Here is a 20,723-nt window from a genome sequence, read left to right as displayed (position 1 = left end):
TGTCACGAACCTTCGGGCGAACTACTCAGTAGTCGATGCGATCTGTGTTGGCGCTCCAGGCTTTGAATGGGGCGTCGTATGCGTCGGCGCGGATGCAGTGGACTGGGACTGGCCAGGTTTCCCGGGGTTGGGCGAAAAGGTCGTAGAAGGCTCTGTCGTCGAAGCCGGCGGCGGCAGCGTCGTGTCTGTCGGCGGCGTAGATGACGCGGTCGAGGCGTGCCCAGAGTGCTGCGGAAAGGCACAGTGGGCATGGCTCGCAGGATGAGACGAGTACGCAACCGGTCAGGCGGAAGTCGCCGATTGCCTGGCAGGCGTTGCGGATCGCCACGATTTCGGCGTGCGCGGTCGGGTCCAGGGTCGGCGTGACCTGGTTGGTGCCGGTCGCGATGACCGAACCATCCCGGACCACGATCGCGCCGAAGGGCCCGCCGCCTGCCGCGACATTCTCCGTGGCCAGGCGCAGGGCCTGGGCCAGCCATTCGTGCTCCATCAGCCTGTCCCTGTGATGTGTTCGGGCCGGACGGGTACGCGGGGCAACGCCAAGCCGGTCGCGGCGCGGATCGCGGCCACGATCGCCGGGGTCGCCGAGATTGTGGGCGGTTCGCCGACGCCGCGCAGGCCGTACGGGGCGTGTGGATCTGGTCGTTCGAGCACGTCGATGACCATCGGCGGCATGTCCAGCACTGTCGGGATCAGGTAGTCCGTGAAGGACGGGTTGCGGATCTTTCCGTCCTGCAGCTGGATCTCCTCCATCACGGCCAGGCCGAGGCCCTGCGCGGTGCCGCCCTGGATCTGGCCGAGGACCGCCTGCGGGTTGATCGACTTGCCGACGTCCTGCGCGCACGCCAGCTCGACCACCTTGATCAGGCCCAGCTCGGTGTCGACGTCCACGACCGCGCGGTGCGCCGCGAAGGCGTACTGCACGTGCGCGTTGCCTTGGCCTGTCTCGGGGTCGATCCGTTCGGTGGGCCTGTGCCGCCATTCGACGACTTCGTCGATCACGTCCGAGCCGAGCACCTCGGCGAGATCGAGCATGCCCCCGTCCTCGCCGATGATCTTCCCGCCCACCAGTGAGATGTCGTCACGGCCAAGGCGCTTGAACAGTTTCTCTTGCACGGCACGGCAAGCGGCCTGAACAGCGCCACCGGTGACGTACGTCTGGCGGGACGCGGAGGTCGAGCCGCCATCGCCAATGGATGTGTCCATCGGCTGGACGGTCACGACCTCGACCCCCAGCTCGGTGCGGACGATCTGCTGGAGGACCGTGACCAGGCCCTGCCCGACCTCGGCGGCAGCGGTGTGCACCAGCGCGACCGCTTCCCCGCCCACCACGGACAACCGGACCCGCGCGGTGGAGAAATCGTCGAAGCTGTCGGAGAAACAGACGTTCTTGATGCCGATGGCATAGCCGACACCGCGCACGACACCTTCACCGTGAGTGGTGTTGGAAACGCCACCGGGCATGTCTGTCAGGTGAGAACCCTGTGGGGGCAACAGTTTGTCACGGACCAGGGTCATCAGTTCGGCCACCGGCGCCGGTGAGTCGACGACCTGGCCGGTCGGCATGATGCTGCCTTCGCTCATCGCGTTGCGGATCCGGATCTCGACCGGGTCGATCCCCAACTCCAAAGCCAGCTTGTCCATCTGGGACTCGTAAGCGAAAGCCGCTTGCACAGCACCGAATCCACGCATCGCGCCGCATGGCGGGTTGTTCGTGTAGACGCCCCAGCAGTCCACAGTCACACCGGGAACGTCGTACGGGCCGAGCCCGAGCGTGGCCGCGTTGGCCACAACCGCACCCGTGCTGGACGCGTAAGCACCGCCGTCGAGGTAGATCCGCGCCTTGACGTAGACGAGCTTTCCGGAGCGGGTGGCGCCGTGTTCGTAGTACATCCGAGCCGGATGCCGGTGCACGTGCCCGTAGAACGACTCTTCACGGTTGTAGACCATCTTGACCGGTTTGCCGGTGTGCAGCGCGAGCATGCACGCGTGCACCTGCATCGACAGGTCCTCACGCCCACCGAACGCGCCACCGACGCCCGACAGCGTCAGGCGCACGTTCTCCAGCGGCAACCCCAGCGCGACCGCGATCTGCCGCTGGTCGACGTGCAGCCACTGCGTCGCCACATACAGATCGATCGACCCGTCGGGCGCGGGCACGGCCAAGCCGGACTCCGGCCCGAGAAAGGCCTGGTCCTGCATGCCGACCTCGTACTCGCCGGTCACCACGACGTCAGCCGTGGCGTCCTGCGGGCCACGCCGGATCTTCACATGTCGCACCACGTTGCCGTGCGGGTGCAGATCCGGGGCACGGCCGTGCGCGGCGTCCTCGGTGTTCACGACCGGCGGCAACACCTCGTAGGACACAGCGATCCGCTTGATCGCGCGGCGGGCGGTCTCCGGGTGATCGGCGGCCACCACGGCCACGGGTTCGCCCTCGTACCGGACCACGTCGACCGCAAGTACGGGCTGGTCGGAGTGTTCCAGGCCGTAGATGTTGGTGCCCGGGACGTCGTCGTGCGTCAGCACGGCGTAGACACCCGGAACCTTCAGCGCTCCGGTGATGTCGATCGACACGATCCGGGCATGCGGATGCGGGCTGCGCAAAGTCGCGCCCCACAGCATGTCCTCGTGCCAGAGGTCTGAGGCGTAGGCGAACTCGCCACGCACCTTCAACGCGCCGTCGGGGCGTTGCGCGCTGGCGCCGATTCCACCTTGTGTCGTAACAGCAACCGGGGAGGTCATGACTGCGCCGCCGATCGGACCGCGTCCAGGATCTTCTCGTAACCCGTGCAACGACACAGGTTTCCGGCCAGCGCCTCGCGGATCTCCGGATCGGACGGATTGGGCGTGCGGTTCAACAAGTCATGTGCGGCCACCACAAGCCCAGGAGTACAGAATCCACACTGGACCGCGCCAGCGTCCACAAAGGCCTGCTGGATCCGGTCAAGTCCTTCGCCCGGCGCCAGACCCTCGACCGTCTGGACGGTACGCCCTTCAGCCTGACCTGCGGCAACCAGGCACGCACACACCGGCGTGCCGTCCATGTAGACCGTGCAGGAGCCGCATTCGCCCTGTTCGCAGGCGTTCTTCGAGCCTGGCAGGCCGAGGCGTTCCCGCAAGACGTACAGCAGGCTCTCGCCTGGCCACACGTCGTCGACCTCGCGCGATTCACCGTTGACGTTCATGGTCACGCGCATGACCGCTCCCCTCCGCGATACGCATCCCACGCCCAGCCCAGCGTGCGTCTTGCCAGTACTGCCAAGGCGTGCTTGCGGTACGCCGCAGTGCCTCGGACATCATCGATCGGTGACGCCGCGGCGGCAACCAGCTCGCCGAAACGTTGCTTGACCGAGTCGGCCAACGGCCGCGGTGATTCCCAGTCCAGTTCCCTGGCGAGAAAATCCTCCGCCCCGGGAGCGTGCCGCGGCGTCGGCGCGGCAGAACCGATCGCCACGCCGGCCCGCTGCGTGTTCGGATGCAGGCTGATCGCGAACGAGCACACCGCGATCACCATCGCGTTGCGTGTGCCGACCTTGGCGAACTGCTGTGGACCCGTGGCGCTGGGCACGTGCACCGCGGTTATGAGCTCGTCCGGCGCGAGCGCGTTGCGTTTCACGCCAAGGTAGAACTCGCTGGCCGGGATCCGCCGGCTGCCTCGGACAGACGCCACCTCGACATGAGCGTCACACGCCAGCAGCACGGGATGCGTGTCCCCGGCCGGCGAGGCGGCGCCGAGATTGCCACCAACCGTGCCACGGTTACGAATCTGCGGCGACCCCACAGTCCGGGAGGCGATCGCCAGACCTGGCAGGGACGAACCCAGCTCGTCGATCACGCGCGTGTACGGCAGCCCCGCACCGAACGTCACCGTGCCATTGTCGGCTGACCACTCGCTCAGTGAATCGATCCGGGTCAAGTCCAGCAGTGCGGGCGGCCTGCGGTGGTCGAAGTTGAGCTCGACCATCACGTCCGTGCCACCCGCGATCGGCACAGCCTCCGGTACGGCCGCCTTCATCTCCAGAGCTTCGCTCAGGCTCCCGGGACGCAGAAACTCCACGTCTCACCTCCAAACCTCCAGCATGCCCTACTGGATGGCACGCTCGTAGAACGCTCGCAACACGTCCAAGTGAAGTCCAGTCGCCTGGGTGATCTCTTCGGCCGTCGCGGCGCCACAGTCGACGCTACGCAACAATGAGGCCGAAAGCGCTTGCGCGGTGGCCGGTTCATCCAGAAGACCACTCTCGGCCCGCGTGGCGTAGGCGGCCAGTCGCCGAGCGTCACCTGCCAGGCTCTCCCGGTAGTACCCGAAGACAGCGGCATATCGGGTGACCAGTTGGGCAGGATGCATGTCCCACCCCTGAAAGAAACCGTGCTCCAAGGACCGGCGCACCAGTCCGTAGTGGACGCGCCACGCGGCGAGCACAGCCGGGGTCTCCCCCACAGGCAGCACGTTGCTCGACCCGTCCGACAGCCGGATGCCGGTTCCGGCCGCCGACACCTGCATCACATGTCGCGCGAAGTCACACGCGTGATGCCCGAGATGCTGCTGACCGGCGCCGAGGCCACACGCCGCCGTGTAGTCGTACGTGCCGAAATGCAGGCCGGTCACGCGTGGACCACCGGCCGCGATGAACCGCGGGATCGCCAGCCGGCCGTCGCTGTCCACAATGGATTGGGTGGTCTCCACCTGGATCTCGAACTTCAGCGACCCGTCGGGCCGGCCCAGGCGCTGCTCGAAGACCGCCAGCAACTCGGCGAAGACCTCGACCTGCTCGGCCGCGGTGACCTTGGGAAACGTGATCACGAAGCCGGGCGGCGGGTCGCCGAGCGTCTCCAGGAAGATGTCCAGCGTCCGGATACCGCGATCACGCAGGCCAGGCGTGTCGAACGACTTGATCCGCAGGCCCGAGGTGAACGGCGCGATGCCTTCGGCGTGCCATCGGACCAGGCAGCCTGCCGCGTACCGGGCATCGTCGTCCTCCGAGACCGGCGCGCCATAGCCGTCCTCGAAGTCGATCCGCAGGTCCTCGACCGGCTCCCGGGCCAGTTTGGCCTTCACCCGTCCGGTGAGATCCTCCGAAAGGTCGAAACCGTGTTCGTCCATCGCGGCAAGGGCCTGCTCGCCCCAGTCCCGCGGCGTCGTCGGCCCGACCTTGGAGGCGGGCACGTAACAGGTGTGCACCGGCTGCCGGCCGCCCAGCCCGCCCGGATACCGCGCCACCCGCCGCTCGTCCACTTCGGACAATCGAGCGGTGAGCGACGCGATCGTCGGGCCGTCGATGATCATCAGTTCGCACCATTCTGGTAGAGGCCTCTCGCCCGCGACCGCCGAAGGGACGCGCGTCTGCACCTGGTTACAACGAGCAGGCCCGTCAGTTGACCGAAGCCAGAGCTGCATTCGCATGGCTGCGAGCGGGAAGCGTAACGGTTCAGCAGCAGGCGTTGCGAGACTTCGCCCAGGCAATGTCCAGCTTCTTTGGCGGCACGCATGGGCGACCTACGTGGCGTAAGGCAGGAAGGAACGAGGGGTTTCGGCAGGTCGCGGTCCGTCCGGACCATGTCCGGCGGGTCAACCGCCGTCACGGTCAAGTCTGGGTACCGAAGATCGGATGGGTTCGTTTTCGTTGGTCCCGCCAGGTTCCAGAGGGCGTGAAGTCCTATCGCGTCACGTGCGACCGAGCTGGCCGGTGGCATATTGCCTTTGCCGCGATCCCGCCTTCGATCCCCAGCCCTGGCAACGGGCAGACAGTGGGAGTGGACCGCGGCGTCGCCGTGTCCGCTGCACTGTCGACCGGGCAACTGTTGCGCGTGCCTGCATTGACACCTGGCGAGCAGCAACGTCTTCGGCGATTGCATCGTCGGTTGGCGCGAGGCAAGCGCGGGTCGAACCGGCGCGCCAAGGTCAAGAAGGCGATCGCGAGGCTGAAGGCAAGGGAAGGCGATAGGCGCAGAGACTGGGTTGAAAAGACGTCCACCGACCTCGCTCGCAGGTTCGACTTGATTCGAGTGGAGGATCTGAACATCCGTGGCATGACCCGTTCCGCCAAAGGAACCGTGGACCGACCAGGGCACAACGTGCGCCGGAAGGCTGTCTTGAACCGCGGCATCCTGGCCAATGGATGGGGTCGCCTGGTCGCCCGCCTTGAACACAAGGCTCCAGGAAGAGTGGAGAGAGTCAACGCCGCATATACATCGCAGCGATGCTCGGCTTGTGGGCACATCGCACCGGACAACCGCAAGAGCCAAGCGGGATTCCAGTGTGTCGTCTGCAGGTTCGTGGGCCACGCTGACGTCAACGCAGCATGCAACATCGCCGCCGGACGGGTGGTGACAGCCCGGGGAGCCCTCCAGCCACCAGGCGGGGCCGTGAGCCGGGAACCTCAACTCGCTACCTCCACTCCATAGTCGGTGGTCGTGGGCTGGAATCCCCGGGCTTCACCATGGGGAGGACGTCAACAGTCGATCTTCGCGTAGGCGGGCAGGGTCAGGAAGTCGACGAAGTCGTCGGCCAGGGCGACCTGGTCGAACAGTTCGGCGGCCTCGTCGAGGTGGGCCAGCCCGTCCAGTGCCGCACGAGTCTCGGCGAGCACAGAACGCACGAGTGAAGCCGTGACGGTCACGCCGTTGTCGAGCACGACCTCGTTGCGGACCCACTGCCAGACCTGGGCTCGGGAGATCTCGGCGGTTGCCGCGTCCTCCATCAGGTTGTGGATGGCTGCCGCGCCGTTGCCGCTCAGCCAGGACGCGATGTAGCGGACACCCACGTCGACGGCCGCACGAAGACCGGCTTCTGTTGCGCTGCCTGGGGTCGCGGCGACGTTGAGCAGTTCCTCGGCCGACACCTTGACCTCGTCGCGGGTCCGGTCGAGCTGGTTGGGTTTGGTGCCGAGCACGCCGTCGAAGATCTCCTGGCACACCGGTACCAGGTCCGGGTGGGCGACCCAGGAGCCGTCGAAACCGTCGCCGGCCTCCCGGCTCTTGTCGTCGCGCACCTTGTCCAGGGCCTTCGCGGTGACCTCGGGATCACGGCGGTTCGGGATGAACGCGGCCATCCCGCCCATCGCGAACGCGCCGCGTTTGTGGCACGTACGCACGAGAAGCTCGGTGTACGAACGCATGAACGGCGCGGTCATGGTGACGGCGTTGCGGTCCGGCAGCACGAAGTCCGAGCCGGCGTCGCGGAAGTACTTGATAACACTGAACAAGTAGTCCCACCGGCCCGCGTTGAGCCCCGAGGCGTGGTCACGCAGCTCGTAGAGGATCTCCTCCATCTCGAACGCGGCCGGGATGGTCTCGATCAGCACCGTCGCACGGACCGTGCCGTGCGGAATACCGAGTTCGGCCTGCGCGTGCGTGAACACGTCGTTCCACAGCCGTGCCTCGAGGTGGCTTTCCATCTTCGGCAGGTAGAAGTACGGCCCGCTGCCGCGATCCAGCAACGCCTGGGCGTTGTGGAAGAAGTACAGGCCGAAGTCCACCAGCGCGCCGACCGCGGGCTTGTCGTCGAAGGTGAGGTGCCGTTCGTCGAGGTGCCAGCCGCGCGGGCGCATCACGATCACCGCGGGCGTGACGTCGTCCTTCAGCCGGTACTGCTTGCCTTCCGGCGTGGTCAGCTCGATCGTGCCGCGCACCGCGTCATAGAGGTTGGCCTGGCCGCCGATCACGTTGTCCCAGTGCGGGGTGTTGGCGTCCTCCAGGTCGGCCAGCCAGACCTTGGCGCCCGAGTTCAGGGCGTTGATGGCCATCTTGCGCTCGGTCGGGCCGGTGATCTCCACGCGGCGGTCTCGCAGGTCGGCGGGTGCCTGCGCGACCTGCCAGATCGCCTCGCGGATCTCGAGCGTCTCGCCGAGGAAGTCCAGGCGTCCGGTTCTGGCGGCCTGAGCACGCCGATCGGCTCGCTTGGCCAGCAGTTCGTCTCGCCGGGCACCGAACGCGCGGTGCAGGCCGGCCAGGAACGCCACGGCCTCCGGCGTCAGGATCCGATCAACATCGGACAAGGGACGACTCCTTTCTTTCTGCGCTCCGGACTATAATTTTTGGATAGCGGAACTTCAACGTGACGGGAGACGGCAGTGGCGGCCACGGCCAACGGCGGCGTGCAGTCTCTGCAGCGCGCCTTCGACCTGCTTGAAGGGCTCGCGGACGCGGGCGGCGAGGCGAGCCTCTCGGAGCTCGCGGCCACCTCGGGCCTGCCGATGCCCACGATCCACCGGCTGATCCGGACCCTGGTGTCCCTGGGGTACGTCCGTCAGCACCCCAACCGGCGCTACGCGCTGGGCTCCCGGCTGATCCGGCTCGGCGAGAACGCCGGCCGCCAGTTCGGCACGTGGGCCCGGCCGTTGCTGGCCGAACTGGTCGACGAGGTCGGCGAGACGGCGAACCTGGCCGTGCTGGAGCACGACGAGGTCGTGTACGTCGCCCAGGCCCCGTCCCGGCACTCGATGCGGATGTTCACCGAGGTCGGTCGCAGGCTGCTGCCGCACGGCACCGGCGTGGGCAAGGCGATGCTGTCGCAGATGCCGCCCAACGACGTCCGCGAGTTGCTCAAGCGCACCGGTATGCCCGCCTACACGCCGAACACTTTCCGCGATCCGGATTTGTTGCTGGTGCACCTGGCCGAGATCGCGGCGCGCGGCTACGCGCTGGACGAAAGCGAGCAGGAGATCGGCGTGCGGTGTGTCGCGGTGCCTGTCAGGGGCACGCCGAGCCCGGCCGCGATCTCGATCTCGGGACCGGAGGGGCGGCTGACCGACGACATCGTCGGGCGGGTCGCGCCGATCGTGCGCCGTGTCGCGGAGGCCATTTCGGACACTCTGCGGACGCACACCACGGCGTGACCCCGGGGTGATTTTCGGCGGTGCTGTCAGCGGGCTGCGCCGATCAGCGTAATCACCAGGTAAAATCGGGATAAAGCACAATTTGCCCCGCAGCGAAAGACTTACGTGCCGGGCTTCTTCTCGTGTACCCAGGTTCTACAGGCATGGCAATCATTGTCGGATTGCCATGCCTAATTGGTGAACCATGCACGTTCTGGAGGGCTCTGCATGTTTCGAAGATCACAACGATGGCTGGGTGGGGCGATCGCGTTCGCGGTCGTCTCGACACTCGCCGTCGTCACCCCGGCCGAGGCCGGGGCCGATCCAGGCAAACCGTGGACAGCACAATCGGAGAAGTCCACACCTGTCCGCAACGCCACCGCGGAACCGGCCCCGCCGGACGCCGCGGAAGAGAAGGCTCTCAAAGGATCCCCGTCGGTCACCTGGCCCGCCGCGTCGGTGAGCGAGGTGTCGTCGTCCGGCACCCAGCAGCGCGCGGCCGCGCAAGGCCCGATCCGGGTCAAGCGAGCGGCAGGCGCCGCGGCCCGGGCGGCGGACGCCGCACCGATCCGGGTGGAGGTACTCGACCGCAGGCTCGACGGGCCGATGTTCCGGGTGGCCGGCGCGGCGAACGAGAAGCTCGCAGTCGAGGTGGACTATTCCGGTTTCCGCGACGCGTACGGCGGTGACTGGGCCGGCCGCCTCAAGCTGGCCGTCCTGCCGGAATGCTCGCTCAAGACCCCGGAACTCCAAGAATGCCAGGCAAAGCCGCTCAGCACCCGCAACGACGGTTCGGGCACACTGACCGCGGAAGTACAGCCTGAGCAGAACCAGTTGTTCGCGGTCACCGCGGCGGCCTCGTCGGGTGCCGGCGACTACCAGGCCACGTCGCTGTCACCCGGTTCGACCTGGACGAGCGGTACCTCGTCGGGTGACTTCAACTGGCAGTACGAGATGGACACCCCGCCCGCGCTGCAGGGTCCCGACCCTGATCTGCAGCTGTCCTACTCGTCCGGCAATGTCGACGCCCGCACCTCGGCGACGAACAACCAGCCGAGCTGGGTGGGTGAGGGCTTCGACTTCAACCCCGGCGGGTACATCGAACGCCGGTACGCCAGCTGTTCCACCGATACCAAGGACAGCACCAACACCAAGAAGACCGGTGACCTGTGCTGGCGCACGGACAACGCCACCCTGCAGCTCAACGGCAGCGGCGGTGAGCTGGTCCGCGATGACGCGAGCGGCGCGTGGAAGCTGCGCAACGACGACGGGTCGAAGATCGAGCGTGTGTCCGGAAAGGACAACGGCGACAACGACGGCGAGTCGTGGAAGATCACCAGCAAGGACGGCACGCAGTACTTCTTCGGCCTGCACAAGCTGCCCGGCTGGACCACGGGCAAGCAGGCGACGAACTCGGTGTGGACCGCTCCGGTGTTCGGCAACCACAAGGACGAACCGTGCTACAAGAGCACGTTCGACACCGCGTGGTGCCAGCAGGCGTGGCGCTGGAACCTCGACTACGTGGTCGACGTGCACGGCAACACGATGAGCTACTTCTACAAGACCGAGACCAACAACTACTCCCGCAACATGACCGCCACCAAGGTCAGCAACTACGTGCGGGACGGTTACCTGGAGCGCATCGACTACGGTCAGCGCGACGGCGAGGTCTACACCAAGCCGGCCGTGGCACAGGTCTTCATGACCGTGGCCGACCGGTGCATCCCGGGCACGGACTGTGTCACCAGCAAGCCGGCGAACTGGCCGGACACCCCGTTGGACCAGCAGTGCACCAGCACCACGAACTGCGGCACGAAGTACACGCCGACGTTCTGGACGCAGAAGCGGCTGGCCAAGGTCACCACGAAGGTGTGGAACTCCACCGCCTTCAAGGATGTCAACTCCTGGACGCTGACCCACAGCTTCCCCGCGCCCGGTGACGGCACGCGGGCGGGCATGTGGCTGGCATCCATCCAGCGCACCGGTCTGGTGGGCGGCAGCATGAGCCTGCCCGCGGTGAACTTCGACGGCATCCAGATGGCCAACCGGGTCGACGGGATCGACGGCATCCCGCCGATGAACTGGTGGCGGATGAAGGCGGTCCGCACCGAGACCGGCGGCGAGATCGCGGTCAACTACATGCCCAAGGACTGTGCGGCGCCGGCGAACCTCCCCGCGGAGGACACCAACGCCAAGCGGTGCCATCCGCTGAAGTGGACCCCGGACTCGCTCGACGACCTGGCCAAGGAGCGCAAGGACTGGTTCCACAAGTACGTCGTGGCCGACGTGACCGAGAAGGACCTGACCACCGGTCTGGTCCCCGAGGTCACGCAGATGAACTACGTCGGCACGCCGGCGTGGCACCACGACGACGAGGACGGCCTGATCCCGGCCGAGCGCAAGACCTGGTCGCAGTGGCGTGGTTTCGACCGCGTCCAGACGCGTTCCGGCGCTGCGGGCGGTGAGCAGGAGCAGACCGAGGTCCTCTACTACCGCGGCATGGACGAGGACAAGACGGCCACCGGCGGTGTGAAGGACGTCAAGGTCGTCGACTCCAACGGAGTCGCGGTCGAGGACAGCAACGACCTCGCAGGTGCCGAGCGCGAGCGGATCACCTTCGACAAGGCCGGCGGCAAGGTCACCGAACGGTCCATCACGGACCCGTGGGTGTCGGCGGCGACGGCCACACGCGTGCGCAGCTGGGGTACGACCAAGGCGTACAAGACCGGCGAGTCGGCGGTGCGGCAGACCGAGATCCACCCCGACGGCGGACAGCTGAAGTCGGGGTCGAACAACGTCTACGACGCCAACGGCCTGCTGCTGCGCACAGAGCAGCTACACGACCTCAACAACCCGAACGACGACACGTGCACCCGGTACAGCTACACGCACAACCCGACCACTCACGTCCTGGATGTGGAGTACCAGGAGGAGACGGTCCGGGTCGCGTGTGACAAGACGCCGAACCTTCCGGCGGACCTGGTCGACGTGGAGCGCACCTACTACGACGACAACGAAACCCTTGGCGCCGCACCGACAAAGGGTGACCCGACCCGCCGCGACGAGCTCAGCGGGTGGGCCGACGGCGCTCCGACGTTCAAGACGGTCGGCCGGTCGAAGTACGACGCCCTTGGCCGGCACACCGAGGCCTCCGACGTCTTCGGCGAGACCGCCACGACGAAGTACGAGTCCACTGTGGGCGGTCCGCTCACGAAGATCACGACGACGAACCCGCTGGGCCAGTCGTCGAGCACCGAGTTCGAACCCGCGTGGGGCGATCCGGTGGCGACGGTGGACACCAACGGCAAGCGGTCCGAGTCGGCTTACGACCCGCTCGGCCGCGTCACCAAGACGTGGCAGCCGGGCCGGGCCCGTGCGGAGAGCCCGACCACCGAGCACAGCTATCTGGTCCGCACGAACGGGCCGAACACCGTCACGAACCGCACGTTGCAGCCCGACGGCAGTTACGTCACGGACATCGACCTGTTCGACGGCCAGATGCGGCAGCGCCAGACCCAGGATCCCGCGCCGGGAGGCGGTCGTGTCGTCACCGACACGATCTACGACTCGCGTGGCCTGGAGATCAAGACGAACGGTCCTTACTACAACGATGCCCCGCCCGGCACGGATGTGGTGATCCCGGACGAGGCGATGCTGCCCGCGCAGACCGTGTTCGAGTACGACGGCAACGACCGCCTGACAGCCGAGATCTTCAAGGTCGAAGGGGTCGAGAAGTGGCGGACCACGCACGGCTACTCGGGCAACCGCGTCGACATCGATCCGCCGGCCGGGGCCACCCCGACCAGCAAGTTCATGGACGCGGAGGGCAGGCTGACCGAACTGCGCCAGTACAAGGGCGCAGGTCCCACCGGGGAGTACGACAGCACCAAGTACACGTACACCCCGCACGGTCAACTGGAGACTGTCACCGACCCGGCCGGGAACGTGTGGAAGCACCACTACGACCTGCTGGGCCGTGAGATCAAGACCGAGGACCCGGACCGCGGCACCACCGAGATCACCTACAACGACGGTGACCAGGTGGCGACGCGCAAGAACGCCAAGGGAGAGATCCTGGCGTTCGCCTACGACGCCATCGGCCGGCAGACCGCCGTGCACGAAGGGTCGCTCGCCGGGCCGAAGCGTCTCGAGTGGACGTTCGACAAGCTGCCGGACGGCACCCCGGTGCCCGGTGTGTCGGTTTCGTCCACCCGGTACATCAACGGCAACGCCTACACCCAGTCGATCACCGGTGTCGACGCGGGCAACCGGCCGACCGGGATGAGCATCACGATCCCGGCGTCCGAGGGCAAGCTGGCCGGCACGTACAAGTTCGCGTCCAGCTACCGGCCGGACGGTGACCTCGCTGAGGCGACCATGCCCGCCGCGGGTGGGCTGGCCGAGGAGAAGCTGACCTACGGCTACAACAGCCTTGGTCTGCCGACCACGTTGTCCGGCAAGACGTCCTACGTCACCAACACCACCTACACGCCGTACTCGGAACCGCAGCAGGTCACGCTGTCCGCGGGCGGCAAGTGGGTCAAGCGGGGCGCCGAGTACGAGATCGGCACGCGGCGGCTCGCCCGCACGGTCACCGAGCGGGAGACACCGGGCCGCATGGTGTCCAATGTGTCCTACGGCTACGACCAGGCCGGCAACATCACCCGGATCCACAACCAGCCGGGTGCCGACACTGGCGAGCAGGCCGACACGCAGTGTTTCCAGCAGGACTACCTGCGCCGGATGACCGCCGCGTGGACACCGCGCGACGGAAACTGTGCCACGGCCCCAAGTTCGGCAGGACTTGGCGGCCCGGCGCCGTACTGGAGTGGCTGGACCTACGACAAGGTCGGCAACCGGACCAGCGAGACCAAGATCGGGCCGGACGGCAAAACGACGTCCAGCACGTACAAGTACCCCGACACCGGCCAGGCCCGTCCGCACGCTGTGCAGTCGGTGACCACGACCGGCCCGGCGGGTACGAAGGTCGACGAGTTCGGCTACGACGCGACGGGCAACACCACCGGCCGCAAGCTCGGCACCGCGCCGGGCCAGGTGCTGGAGTGGGACCTCGAGGGTCAGCTGACCAAGGTCACCGAGGGCACGAAGGTCACGTCCTACGTCTACGACGGTGACGGAGAACGCCTGATGCGGCGTGATTCCACCGGAACGACGTTGTACCTCGGCACCACCGAGGTGCTGCTCACGCCGAACGGCGTCGCGCAGGGCACACGGCACTACGTGCACGACGACGAGACCATCGCCGTGCGGACCTCGGACGACAAGCTGCACTGGTTGGACCCCAACCACGTCGGCACGGCCGAACTGTCCATCGACGCGGAGACCCAGGAAGTCACGCGCCGCCGGACCGACCCGTTTGGCAACACCCGTGGTGCGGCACCGGCGTCATGGCCGGGCCAGCAGGGATTCGTCGGCGGCACGATCGACGGGGACACCGGCCTGACCCAGCTCGGTGAACGGGCGTACGACCCGGCCACCGGCCGGTTCATCTCGACCGACCCGGAGATCGACTTCACCGAGCCGCAGCAGATGAACGCCTACTCCTACGCCAACAACAACCCGATCACCTACTCCGACCCGGACGGCCGGTTCTGGGTGATCGTGGCGCGGGTCGTCGCGACCAAGGTCCTGGTACCGGTGGCCAAGAAGATCGTGGTGCCGGTGGCCAAGAAGGTCGGCAGCTGGGTCGGCAAGAAGATCTGGTCCGGGCTCGGCTGGCTGGGCAAAAAGCTCGGCATCGCCTGGACCTGGGTGGTCAAGACCGTCCGGACCCTGGTGGTCAAGACGATCCGGGTCTGGATCCCGAAACTGATCAAGAAGATCCAGAAGTCCAGGATCTGGAAGGAAGCCAAGAAAAAGATCGCCAAGATCATCGGCAAGAAGAATGTCGAGCGGATCAAGAAGGTGGTCAAGAAGGTCAAACAGATCTGGAAGAAGATCAAGGAGCGCAAGAAAGAGCAGAAGAAACCGCGCAAGAAGCAGAAAGAGCCGAAGAAAAAGGAGCCGACCCCGGAACTTGTCGCGATCGGCAAGGCCAAGACACCGCCGTCACCGAGATTCGGTAAACACGACGCCGAACACGACGGCGACGATGTCCTGCCGCAGAACGGGAAGAAGGAACCCGTCGGGATGTCCTCCTACGACACCGAGGAGAACCTGCGCAAGAATGTCAGTGGCCAGATGTGGCGACTGCCCAAGGGAACGAACCTGCCGGACGGCCTGGACTGGGTCAAGGACAACAAGCCCGAAGGCCACATCACGATCTACGCGACCCGGCGGATGCCTTTCAGCGAGTACCAGCGCCTGGTGGAAGGCCTGCCGTGGCAGTATGTGAAAAAGGTCAGCAGGACAGGGGGAGGCGACTGATGAGTGACGATGCGTGGCAGTCCCTGCAAGACGCCAACGACCAGTACCTCAGCGCGGGTGAAGCGGCGCTGGCGGACGACGCGGCTGGGACGCTGCGGGCCGTGTTCGCGTCGGGCCGGGGCCACTACGCCGCGCTGCGCCTGCTCGGCGATCGGGCCTCGGACTCGCCCGAGCTGGCGCAGGAACTGATGCCGGAGTTGTTCTCCGCAGCGCTCGGCATCAACCCGTACGCGGCCCGTGCGAGGTTCATCCTGGCCGGGCTGCCACCTCACCTGCGCGACTCGCGACTGGAAGCGCTGGCGAGACAGGAGATCGCCAACCCCGACCCGGACCCGGACCGGTGGGCCGACCTTCGGGGCCTGGCGATGCTGCTGGAGCATGTCGGCCGGCTGGACCTGCTGGAGGTGTTGAAGGACGCGGTCCGCGATTCCCCGGATGAAGATCTCAGGGATATCGCGGAGGACTTCCCCGAGTTCAGCTAGCCGGTAAGAACCCTTGACGGGAGTGGCCATCGCGGCCACTCCCCTCAAGCGTTTCTACGGTTCGATTCTCAATGTGTACCGCTGGTTCGCGGCTCCTGAGCAGGTCAGCTGCACGATGGCCGCGTTGTTGGCTGTGCTGGCGCCGGTCACGGTCACGCACTTGTCGCTGTGCACGATCCGCGGCTGGACCACCACGTCCATGCCGGTGCCGCTGACGTAATCCAGCCGGAACTGCTGGTTGGCCTGGGGCACACCGGACTGGTCACAGGTGAACTGGTGGATCGGCGTGTTGTCGTCGTGTTTGAACCCGCCGATGTCCAGGCACTTGGCCGAAGCCGCGTTCTTTATCTTGAAGTACGGCGTGCTGCCGATCCGCTCCAGCTCGAACTGCTGGTTGCTCCCACCCGAGACGCAATCCTGCTGCTGCATCGGGGCACTGTCGGCCACGTTGCCCGCCGGGACACCCGAACACTTGTCGGTGTGGGTGGGGTGCAGGCGGTACCGACGGCCGGGTTCGATGTAGACGGACTCCGCAGTGTCGGCCACCTTGCCCTGCCAGTCGACTCGCTTGTCGGTGAAGGCCGATCCCGTCGAGATGAAGGTGTACATCTGACGGTTGCCGCTGCCTGTGTCGTACAGCGTCGCGATGTCGCCCTTACCGTCACCGTTGAAGTCACCCGCAGCAAGCACGGTCTTCTTGGCGTCAAAGGTGTTCGCCGCACCGCTGTCCCAGCCGACGGAGGTCGTCCAGGTACCGGTCCCAGCAGTAAACACAGTCACCTGCGTGGACGCGTTGCCGCGGTCGTACTCGGCGATGATCTCGTCCTTGCCACTCGCGTCACCGTTGAGGTTCGTGGCCACGAAAGTCGCCTTCGCGCGGTCGAACGCGACCGTGCCGCTGTCCCACTGCATTACCGGGGCAGCGAAACTGGTTCGGTTGGACACGTGCATCCAGAGCTTGGTCTGGGTGGCGCCTGCCACGCCCCGGAATGCCGCGATGTCGTCGTCACCGTCGCCGTCGAAGTCGCCTGTGACCGGAGACAGCTGGTTGACGTCCAGACCGTTGGCTCCGCTGTCCCACTGCAGCACCGGCGCGGTGAACCTGCCCGCATTGGTGCTGTGCACGAACAGTTTGGTCTGCGCGCCGGTAAGGCCTTGGAACACAGCCAGATCGTCGTCACCGTCGCCGTCGAAGTCGCCTGCGACCGGCCTCAGGTGCGACAGACGGTAGTCGCCGACCCACGCCGGCTCGCTCTCGGCGTCGAACCGGTTGCTGTCCGAACGCAGCAGATACAGCCGGACTTTGCGGTCCGGGTCCTCGCGCAGGACCGCGATGTCGCTGCGGCCGTCGCCGTCGAAGTCCCCGTTCGCGCTCTTGATCCGGTACATCGGGAAACCGCCGCTGACATCGGTGTCCCAGCCGACGTAACCGGAGGAGAACCCGTTGCCGGTGGACAGGAAGTTCCACGCCGCTGTCCGGCCGTTGCCCTGGTCGAACAGGGTGGCGAAGTCCGCCTTACGGTCACCGTTGGTGTCGGCCCGCACTGCTGTTCCCGGCACTTGCCGGGAGTTCGCCGTCAATGTCCACACCGGACCTGCCGGGCTGATGTTGCCGGCCCGGTCGACCGCACGGACATAGAGCGGCCGGGTGGAGTTGTCGTCCCAGAGGGTGACCGGGACGGTCGCTGAGCCGTTCGCGTCCGCGGCCACCCACATCGTGGTCTTGTCCTGCTGGAATCCGTACCGGAACCCGGCGATGTCGGTATCCACCGCCGCGCGGGTGAACGTCACCGTGCCGAGCTCGCCGACCGACCGGACCGCTGAATAGTCCGGGAAATCAGCCGAGGTGATGACCGGCAGGCCCGGGCGCGTCCGGTCGACGGTGAAGTAGCAGCGTGCCGAATCCGGGCTGGCCAGGCCGTCGTCCCTGATCCGGGAGCGGTAGTTGAACACCTTCGCCGGCTGGTCCTCGGGCAGTACCCCGGTGGGCACCGGAGACCAGGAGAACGCTCCGCCGGACCGGATCGTCGGGCCGTCCATGGTCTTGATCACCGTGTTGCCGTCGAGAATCTCCAGCTGGCCACGCACGTTGTCGTTGTCGGGGTCAGAGGCGATCGACGAGAACGTCGGGTTCGCGGTGTTCAACGCCGTCGGTGCGGTCGCCGTGCCGCAGGGCGTCGGCGGCACGGTGTTGAAGTTCAGTGGCGCGCGTGGCGCGATGTTGTACTCGACCGTCAGCTTCGCGGTCGCCGGGTGGAACTTCTTCCACTGGCCGCCGTCGCTCTCGTTGGGCGCACGCAGGCCGAACGTGAGCGTCCCCGTCTTGTTGGTCGCGGTGGTCTGCACCAACGTCGTGAACGCCGTCGAGCCGAACTCCATCGGCTTGTCCGGCTGCGTGGTACCGCAACCGCCGCCCTCGTTGGCGTTGCCGGACCGGGTGTCCAGTTTGGTCAGCCAGTAGCTCGGTGTCGTGGTGTTCCACGTCGTGGTGACGGCCGGGTCGATCGCCTTGGTGTGCCAGAGATCCACCGGTGTGGCCCCGCAGGAACCGGAGTGATCCAGCGTGATCCCGAGGTAGGTCTTGAGGATCCGGCCGCCGGCGAACGGCGCCGTGTTGAACTGCATGAACGTCCGGTACCGCGAGGTCGGCGACTCGTAGGGCTGGTAGCCCACGCGCATGACGTCACGCTGCTTGGTCCAGTAGTCCTCGTTCGCGTCCAGCCCGTTCACCGAGGTCCAGCGGTACTGCGTGGCGGTGTAGGACGGGTCGATGTAGACCGGGAAGTTGGTGTCCGGGGACGCCAGCATCTGCGCGTCGGGAACGACTGTCAGCTCGTTCTCGCCGACCCGCAGGTCCATCGGCCGGTGGTCGATCTCCTGTTGCCACTCCTGCGAGGGCACAGCCGATCGCGCGGTCGCTTCCGGGCTCTGCCACATGGTCGGCCGGCCCGAGACGAACATCGCGGCGCCGTCCTTGTCGACGGCCGTTGTGGTCCCGCCTTCGCCCGCCTTGATCTGCAGGCCGGTGCCCGACGTCCGGTAGGTGATCTCCTTGAGTGCCGGGTTGGCCGCAGCTTCGGCGTTGTGCACCACCAGGACCTGGGCGAACCCGTCCACATCGGCCTTGACCCGCAGGTCCACTCCTGGCAGGACTTCCGGGTAGGTGGCCGTGTCACCGTCCAGTTCGGGCTGTGGCAACGCGTTGGGCCAGGCCAGGGACAGCTCCTTGCCGTCCCGTTTCAGCGTGGCCAGCGCGCCGGTGCCACCGCCGGACAACTGAACCGTCACCGGTGTGACGCGGGGCCGGACGGTGCCGTCCGCGTCCCGCACCAGCGTTGTGTCCACTGGTTTCCAGCCGTCCGCGGTCCGTGCCCGGAATGGCCGCGCGAATTCCTCGACCGTCCTGGTGCCGGACGGGTTCTGGAACACACGCGTGGTTTCCGAGCCCAATTCCGTCAACTCGACGGGCTGGGCGGGTTCGGCCTGCTCAGGCTCCGCGTGCGCCGGTAAACCCGGCAGCACGGAGACAAGCGTGATCGCGCACGCCCAAAAGCGTGCCGTTCTTCGTGATCGCATTTTCTCGTCCCCTCCAGAAGACGGCGAGGACAAGGCAGACGTGGTCACCCCCCAAAGGAACCGCTGCGGCCCCCACACCAAACCGTCCCCGCGCGGGAATTTTCGCACGATTCGGGCAAAGTCGGAATGCCTTCCATCCGGGTCAGGCCCGGGCGGGGTCAGCCCAGCAGAGCGTCCACAAAGGCACCCGGCTCGAACGGCGCCAGATCGTCCGGGCCCTCGCCAAGGCCGACCAGCTTGACCGGCACGCCGAGCTCACGCTGGACCTGGAAGACGATGCCGCCCTTGGCGGTGCCGTCGAGTTTCGTCAGCACGATGCCGGTGACGTCGACGACCTCACGGAAAACCCGGGCCTGCGTCAGGCCGTTCTGGCCCGTTGTGGCGTCGAGCACGAGCAGGACCTCGTCGATCTCGGCCTGCTTTTCCACGACGCGCTTGACCTTGCCCAGCTCGTCCATCAGGCCGGTCTTGGTGTGCAGGCGCCCGGCGGTGTCCACGAGCACGGCGTCAACGCTCGTCTCGGCACCACGCTTGACGGCGTCGAACGCGACAGCTGCGGGGTCGGCACCTTCCTTGCCACGGACGACCTCGGCGCCGACGCGGCTTGCCCACGTGGCGAGCTGCTCGGCTGCGGCGGCACGGAATGTGTCCGCGGCGCCCAGCAGGACCGTCCGGCCGTCAGCGACAAGGACACGCGCGAGCTTGCCTGTCGTCGTGGTCTTACCGGTGCCGTTGACGCCCGCGACAAGCACGACAGCAGGCTTCTTGGCGTCTCCGTTGACGTGCGGCAGTGCGCGCACCGCACGGTCCATCTCCGGGTGCAACGCGCCCACAAGGACCTCACGCAGCACCGCGCGGGCCTGTTCCGGCGTACGCACACCGCGGGCCGTCAGCTCGGAGCGCAGCTTCTCGATGATGTCGTTGGTGGTCGCCGAGCCCAGGTCCGCGAGCAGCAAGGTGTCCTCGACCTCGGTCCACGAGTCCTCGTCCAGGTCACCCGCGCCCAGCAGGCCCAGCAGCCCCTGGCCGAAGCCGGACCGCGACCGGGCCAGCTTGCCGCGCAACCGCTCCAGCCGTCCGCTGGTCGGCTCGATCTCGTCGAGCTCGGGCTCAGGTTCCGCGGCTGGTTCGGGCGCCGTTTCGACCGCGTCCGGCAGCGGGATGTCGACGATCTCGCGCTTCTCGGAGTCCCTCGGTACGGAGGCGTCATCGCCGACACCCGGCTGGCCGTCGACCTCTGTGCGGTCGGCGACCGGATGCTCGGGCAGGGCCGGTTTGGCCGGTGCCAGGCTGATTGCGCCGCCCGCCTGGTACTTCGGCCGGTCCTCGACGGCCTTCTTCTCCGTGTCGGTCAGGCTCACCCGGCGACGCTTGGCCAAGATCACCCCGGTGACCAGGGCCAAGGCGAGCAGGACCAGGACAACCGCGATGATCACGATGACTGTGGTGGACACTGCGT

At 66.9% G+C, this 20,723-nt stretch carries 12 protein-coding genes; 4 read left to right on the top strand and 8 right to left on the bottom strand.

Annotated features, from left to right (window positions below):
- Positions 1-25: 25 nt before the first annotated feature.
- The 5 genes from JOF56_RS20505 to JOF56_RS20485 are packed head-to-tail and all read right to left on the bottom strand — an operon-like array spanning position 26 to position 5,290.
- Complete coding sequence (locus JOF56_RS20505; RefSeq protein WP_209640597.1) at positions 26-490, bottom strand: nucleoside deaminase; 465 nt, start codon at positions 488-490, stop codon at positions 26-28.
- The gene (gene pucD, locus JOF56_RS20500) at positions 490-2,745 is read right to left on the bottom strand and encodes a xanthine dehydrogenase subunit D (RefSeq protein WP_209640594.1); all 2,256 of its coding nucleotides are present in this window, start codon (positions 2,743-2,745) and stop codon (positions 490-492) included. Before pucD ends, JOF56_RS20505 begins: the two co-directional genes overlap by 1 nt.
- Entirely contained in the window at positions 2,742-3,200 is a 459-nt protein-coding gene (locus JOF56_RS20495; protein ID WP_209640592.1) for a (2Fe-2S)-binding protein, read from the bottom strand. Before JOF56_RS20495 ends, pucD begins: the two co-directional genes overlap by 4 nt.
- Positions 3,191-4,060: an FAD binding domain-containing protein gene (locus JOF56_RS20490; RefSeq protein ID WP_209640589.1), complete on the bottom strand. Its 870-nt coding sequence runs from the start codon at positions 4,058-4,060 to the stop codon at positions 3,191-3,193. The genes JOF56_RS20495 and JOF56_RS20490 overlap by 10 nt, the downstream gene beginning before the upstream one ends.
- A gap of 27 nt (positions 4,061-4,087) precedes the next feature.
- Entirely contained in the window at positions 4,088-5,290 is a 1,203-nt protein-coding gene (locus JOF56_RS20485; protein ID WP_209640586.1) for a DUF6986 family protein, read from the bottom strand.
- 11 nt (positions 5,291-5,301) lie between these two features.
- On the opposite strand from JOF56_RS20485, the gene JOF56_RS60710 reads away from it, so the two are divergent.
- Complete coding sequence (locus JOF56_RS60710; protein ID WP_372448385.1) at positions 5,302-6,408, top strand: RNA-guided endonuclease InsQ/TnpB family protein; 1,107 nt, start codon at positions 5,302-5,304, stop codon at positions 6,406-6,408.
- A 47-nt stretch (positions 6,409-6,455) separates the two neighbouring features.
- Here JOF56_RS60710 and aceB read toward each other — a convergent pair whose 3' ends face one another.
- Positions 6,456-8,000 carry a malate synthase A gene (gene aceB / locus JOF56_RS20475; RefSeq protein ID WP_209640579.1) on the bottom strand — a complete coding sequence of 515 codons (1,545 nt, stop codon included), beginning with the start codon at positions 7,998-8,000 and terminating at the stop codon, positions 6,456-6,458.
- A gap of 75 nt (positions 8,001-8,075) precedes the next feature.
- On the opposite strand from aceB, the gene JOF56_RS20470 reads away from it, so the two are divergent.
- The 3 genes from JOF56_RS20470 (at position 8,076) to JOF56_RS20460 (ending at position 15,688) form a co-directional block, all read left to right on the top strand.
- The gene (locus JOF56_RS20470) at positions 8,076-8,840 is read left to right on the top strand and encodes an IclR family transcriptional regulator (protein ID WP_209640576.1); all 765 of its coding nucleotides are present in this window, start codon (positions 8,076-8,078) and stop codon (positions 8,838-8,840) included.
- Positions 8,841-9,047: 207 nt separating this feature from the next.
- Positions 9,048-15,206, top strand: coding sequence for an RHS repeat domain-containing protein (locus tag JOF56_RS20465; RefSeq protein ID WP_209640573.1), 6,159 nt, complete (start codon positions 9,048-9,050; stop codon positions 15,204-15,206).
- A complete protein-coding gene (locus JOF56_RS20460) occupies positions 15,206-15,688 on the top strand; it encodes a hypothetical protein (protein ID WP_209640571.1) in 483 nt (160 codons plus the stop codon). The genes JOF56_RS20465 and JOF56_RS20460 overlap by 1 nt, the downstream gene beginning before the upstream one ends.
- Positions 15,689-15,742: 54 nt before the next feature.
- Here the strand turns inward: JOF56_RS20460 and JOF56_RS20455 are convergent, their stop codons facing one another.
- Both JOF56_RS20455 and ftsY read right to left on the bottom strand, forming a co-directional pair.
- Positions 15,743-19,210, bottom strand: coding sequence for an RICIN domain-containing protein (locus JOF56_RS20455; RefSeq protein ID WP_209640569.1), 3,468 nt, complete (start codon positions 19,208-19,210; stop codon positions 15,743-15,745).
- Positions 19,211-19,422: 212 nt separating this feature from the next.
- Complete coding sequence (gene ftsY, locus JOF56_RS20450; protein ID WP_209640566.1) at positions 19,423-20,718, bottom strand: signal recognition particle-docking protein FtsY; 1,296 nt, start codon at positions 20,716-20,718, stop codon at positions 19,423-19,425.
- Positions 20,719-20,723: the final 5 nt, after the last annotated feature.

The organism is Kibdelosporangium banguiense (assembly GCF_017876405.1).
GTDB classification, from domain to species: Bacteria; Actinomycetota; Actinomycetes; order Mycobacteriales; family Pseudonocardiaceae; genus Kibdelosporangium; species Kibdelosporangium banguiense.
This window is presented reverse-complemented; position numbering and strand designations above follow the sequence as displayed.

What these genes read in the sequence shown, in the direction of transcription:
- JOF56_RS20460 (WP_209640571.1), top strand. Translation starts at nt 15,206, where the DNA reads ATGAGTGACGATGCGTGGCAGTCCCTGCAAGACGCCAACGACCAGTAC.
- JOF56_RS20465 (WP_209640573.1), top strand. Translation starts at nt 9,048, where the DNA reads ATGTTTCGAAGATCACAACGATGGCTGGGTGGGGCGATCGCGTTCGCG.
- pucD (WP_209640594.1), bottom strand. Translation starts at nt 2,745, where the DNA reads ATGACCTCCCCGGTTGCTGTTACGACACAAGGTGGAATCGGCGCCAGC.
- JOF56_RS20505 (WP_209640597.1), bottom strand. Translation starts at nt 490, where the DNA reads ATGGAGCACGAATGGCTGGCCCAGGCCCTGCGCCTGGCCACGGAGAAT.
- JOF56_RS20485 (WP_209640586.1), bottom strand. Translation starts at nt 5,290, where the DNA reads ATGATCATCGACGGCCCGACGATCGCGTCGCTCACCGCTCGATTGTCC.
- JOF56_RS20495 (WP_209640592.1), bottom strand. Translation starts at nt 3,200, where the DNA reads ATGCGCGTGACCATGAACGTCAACGGTGAATCGCGCGAGGTCGACGAC.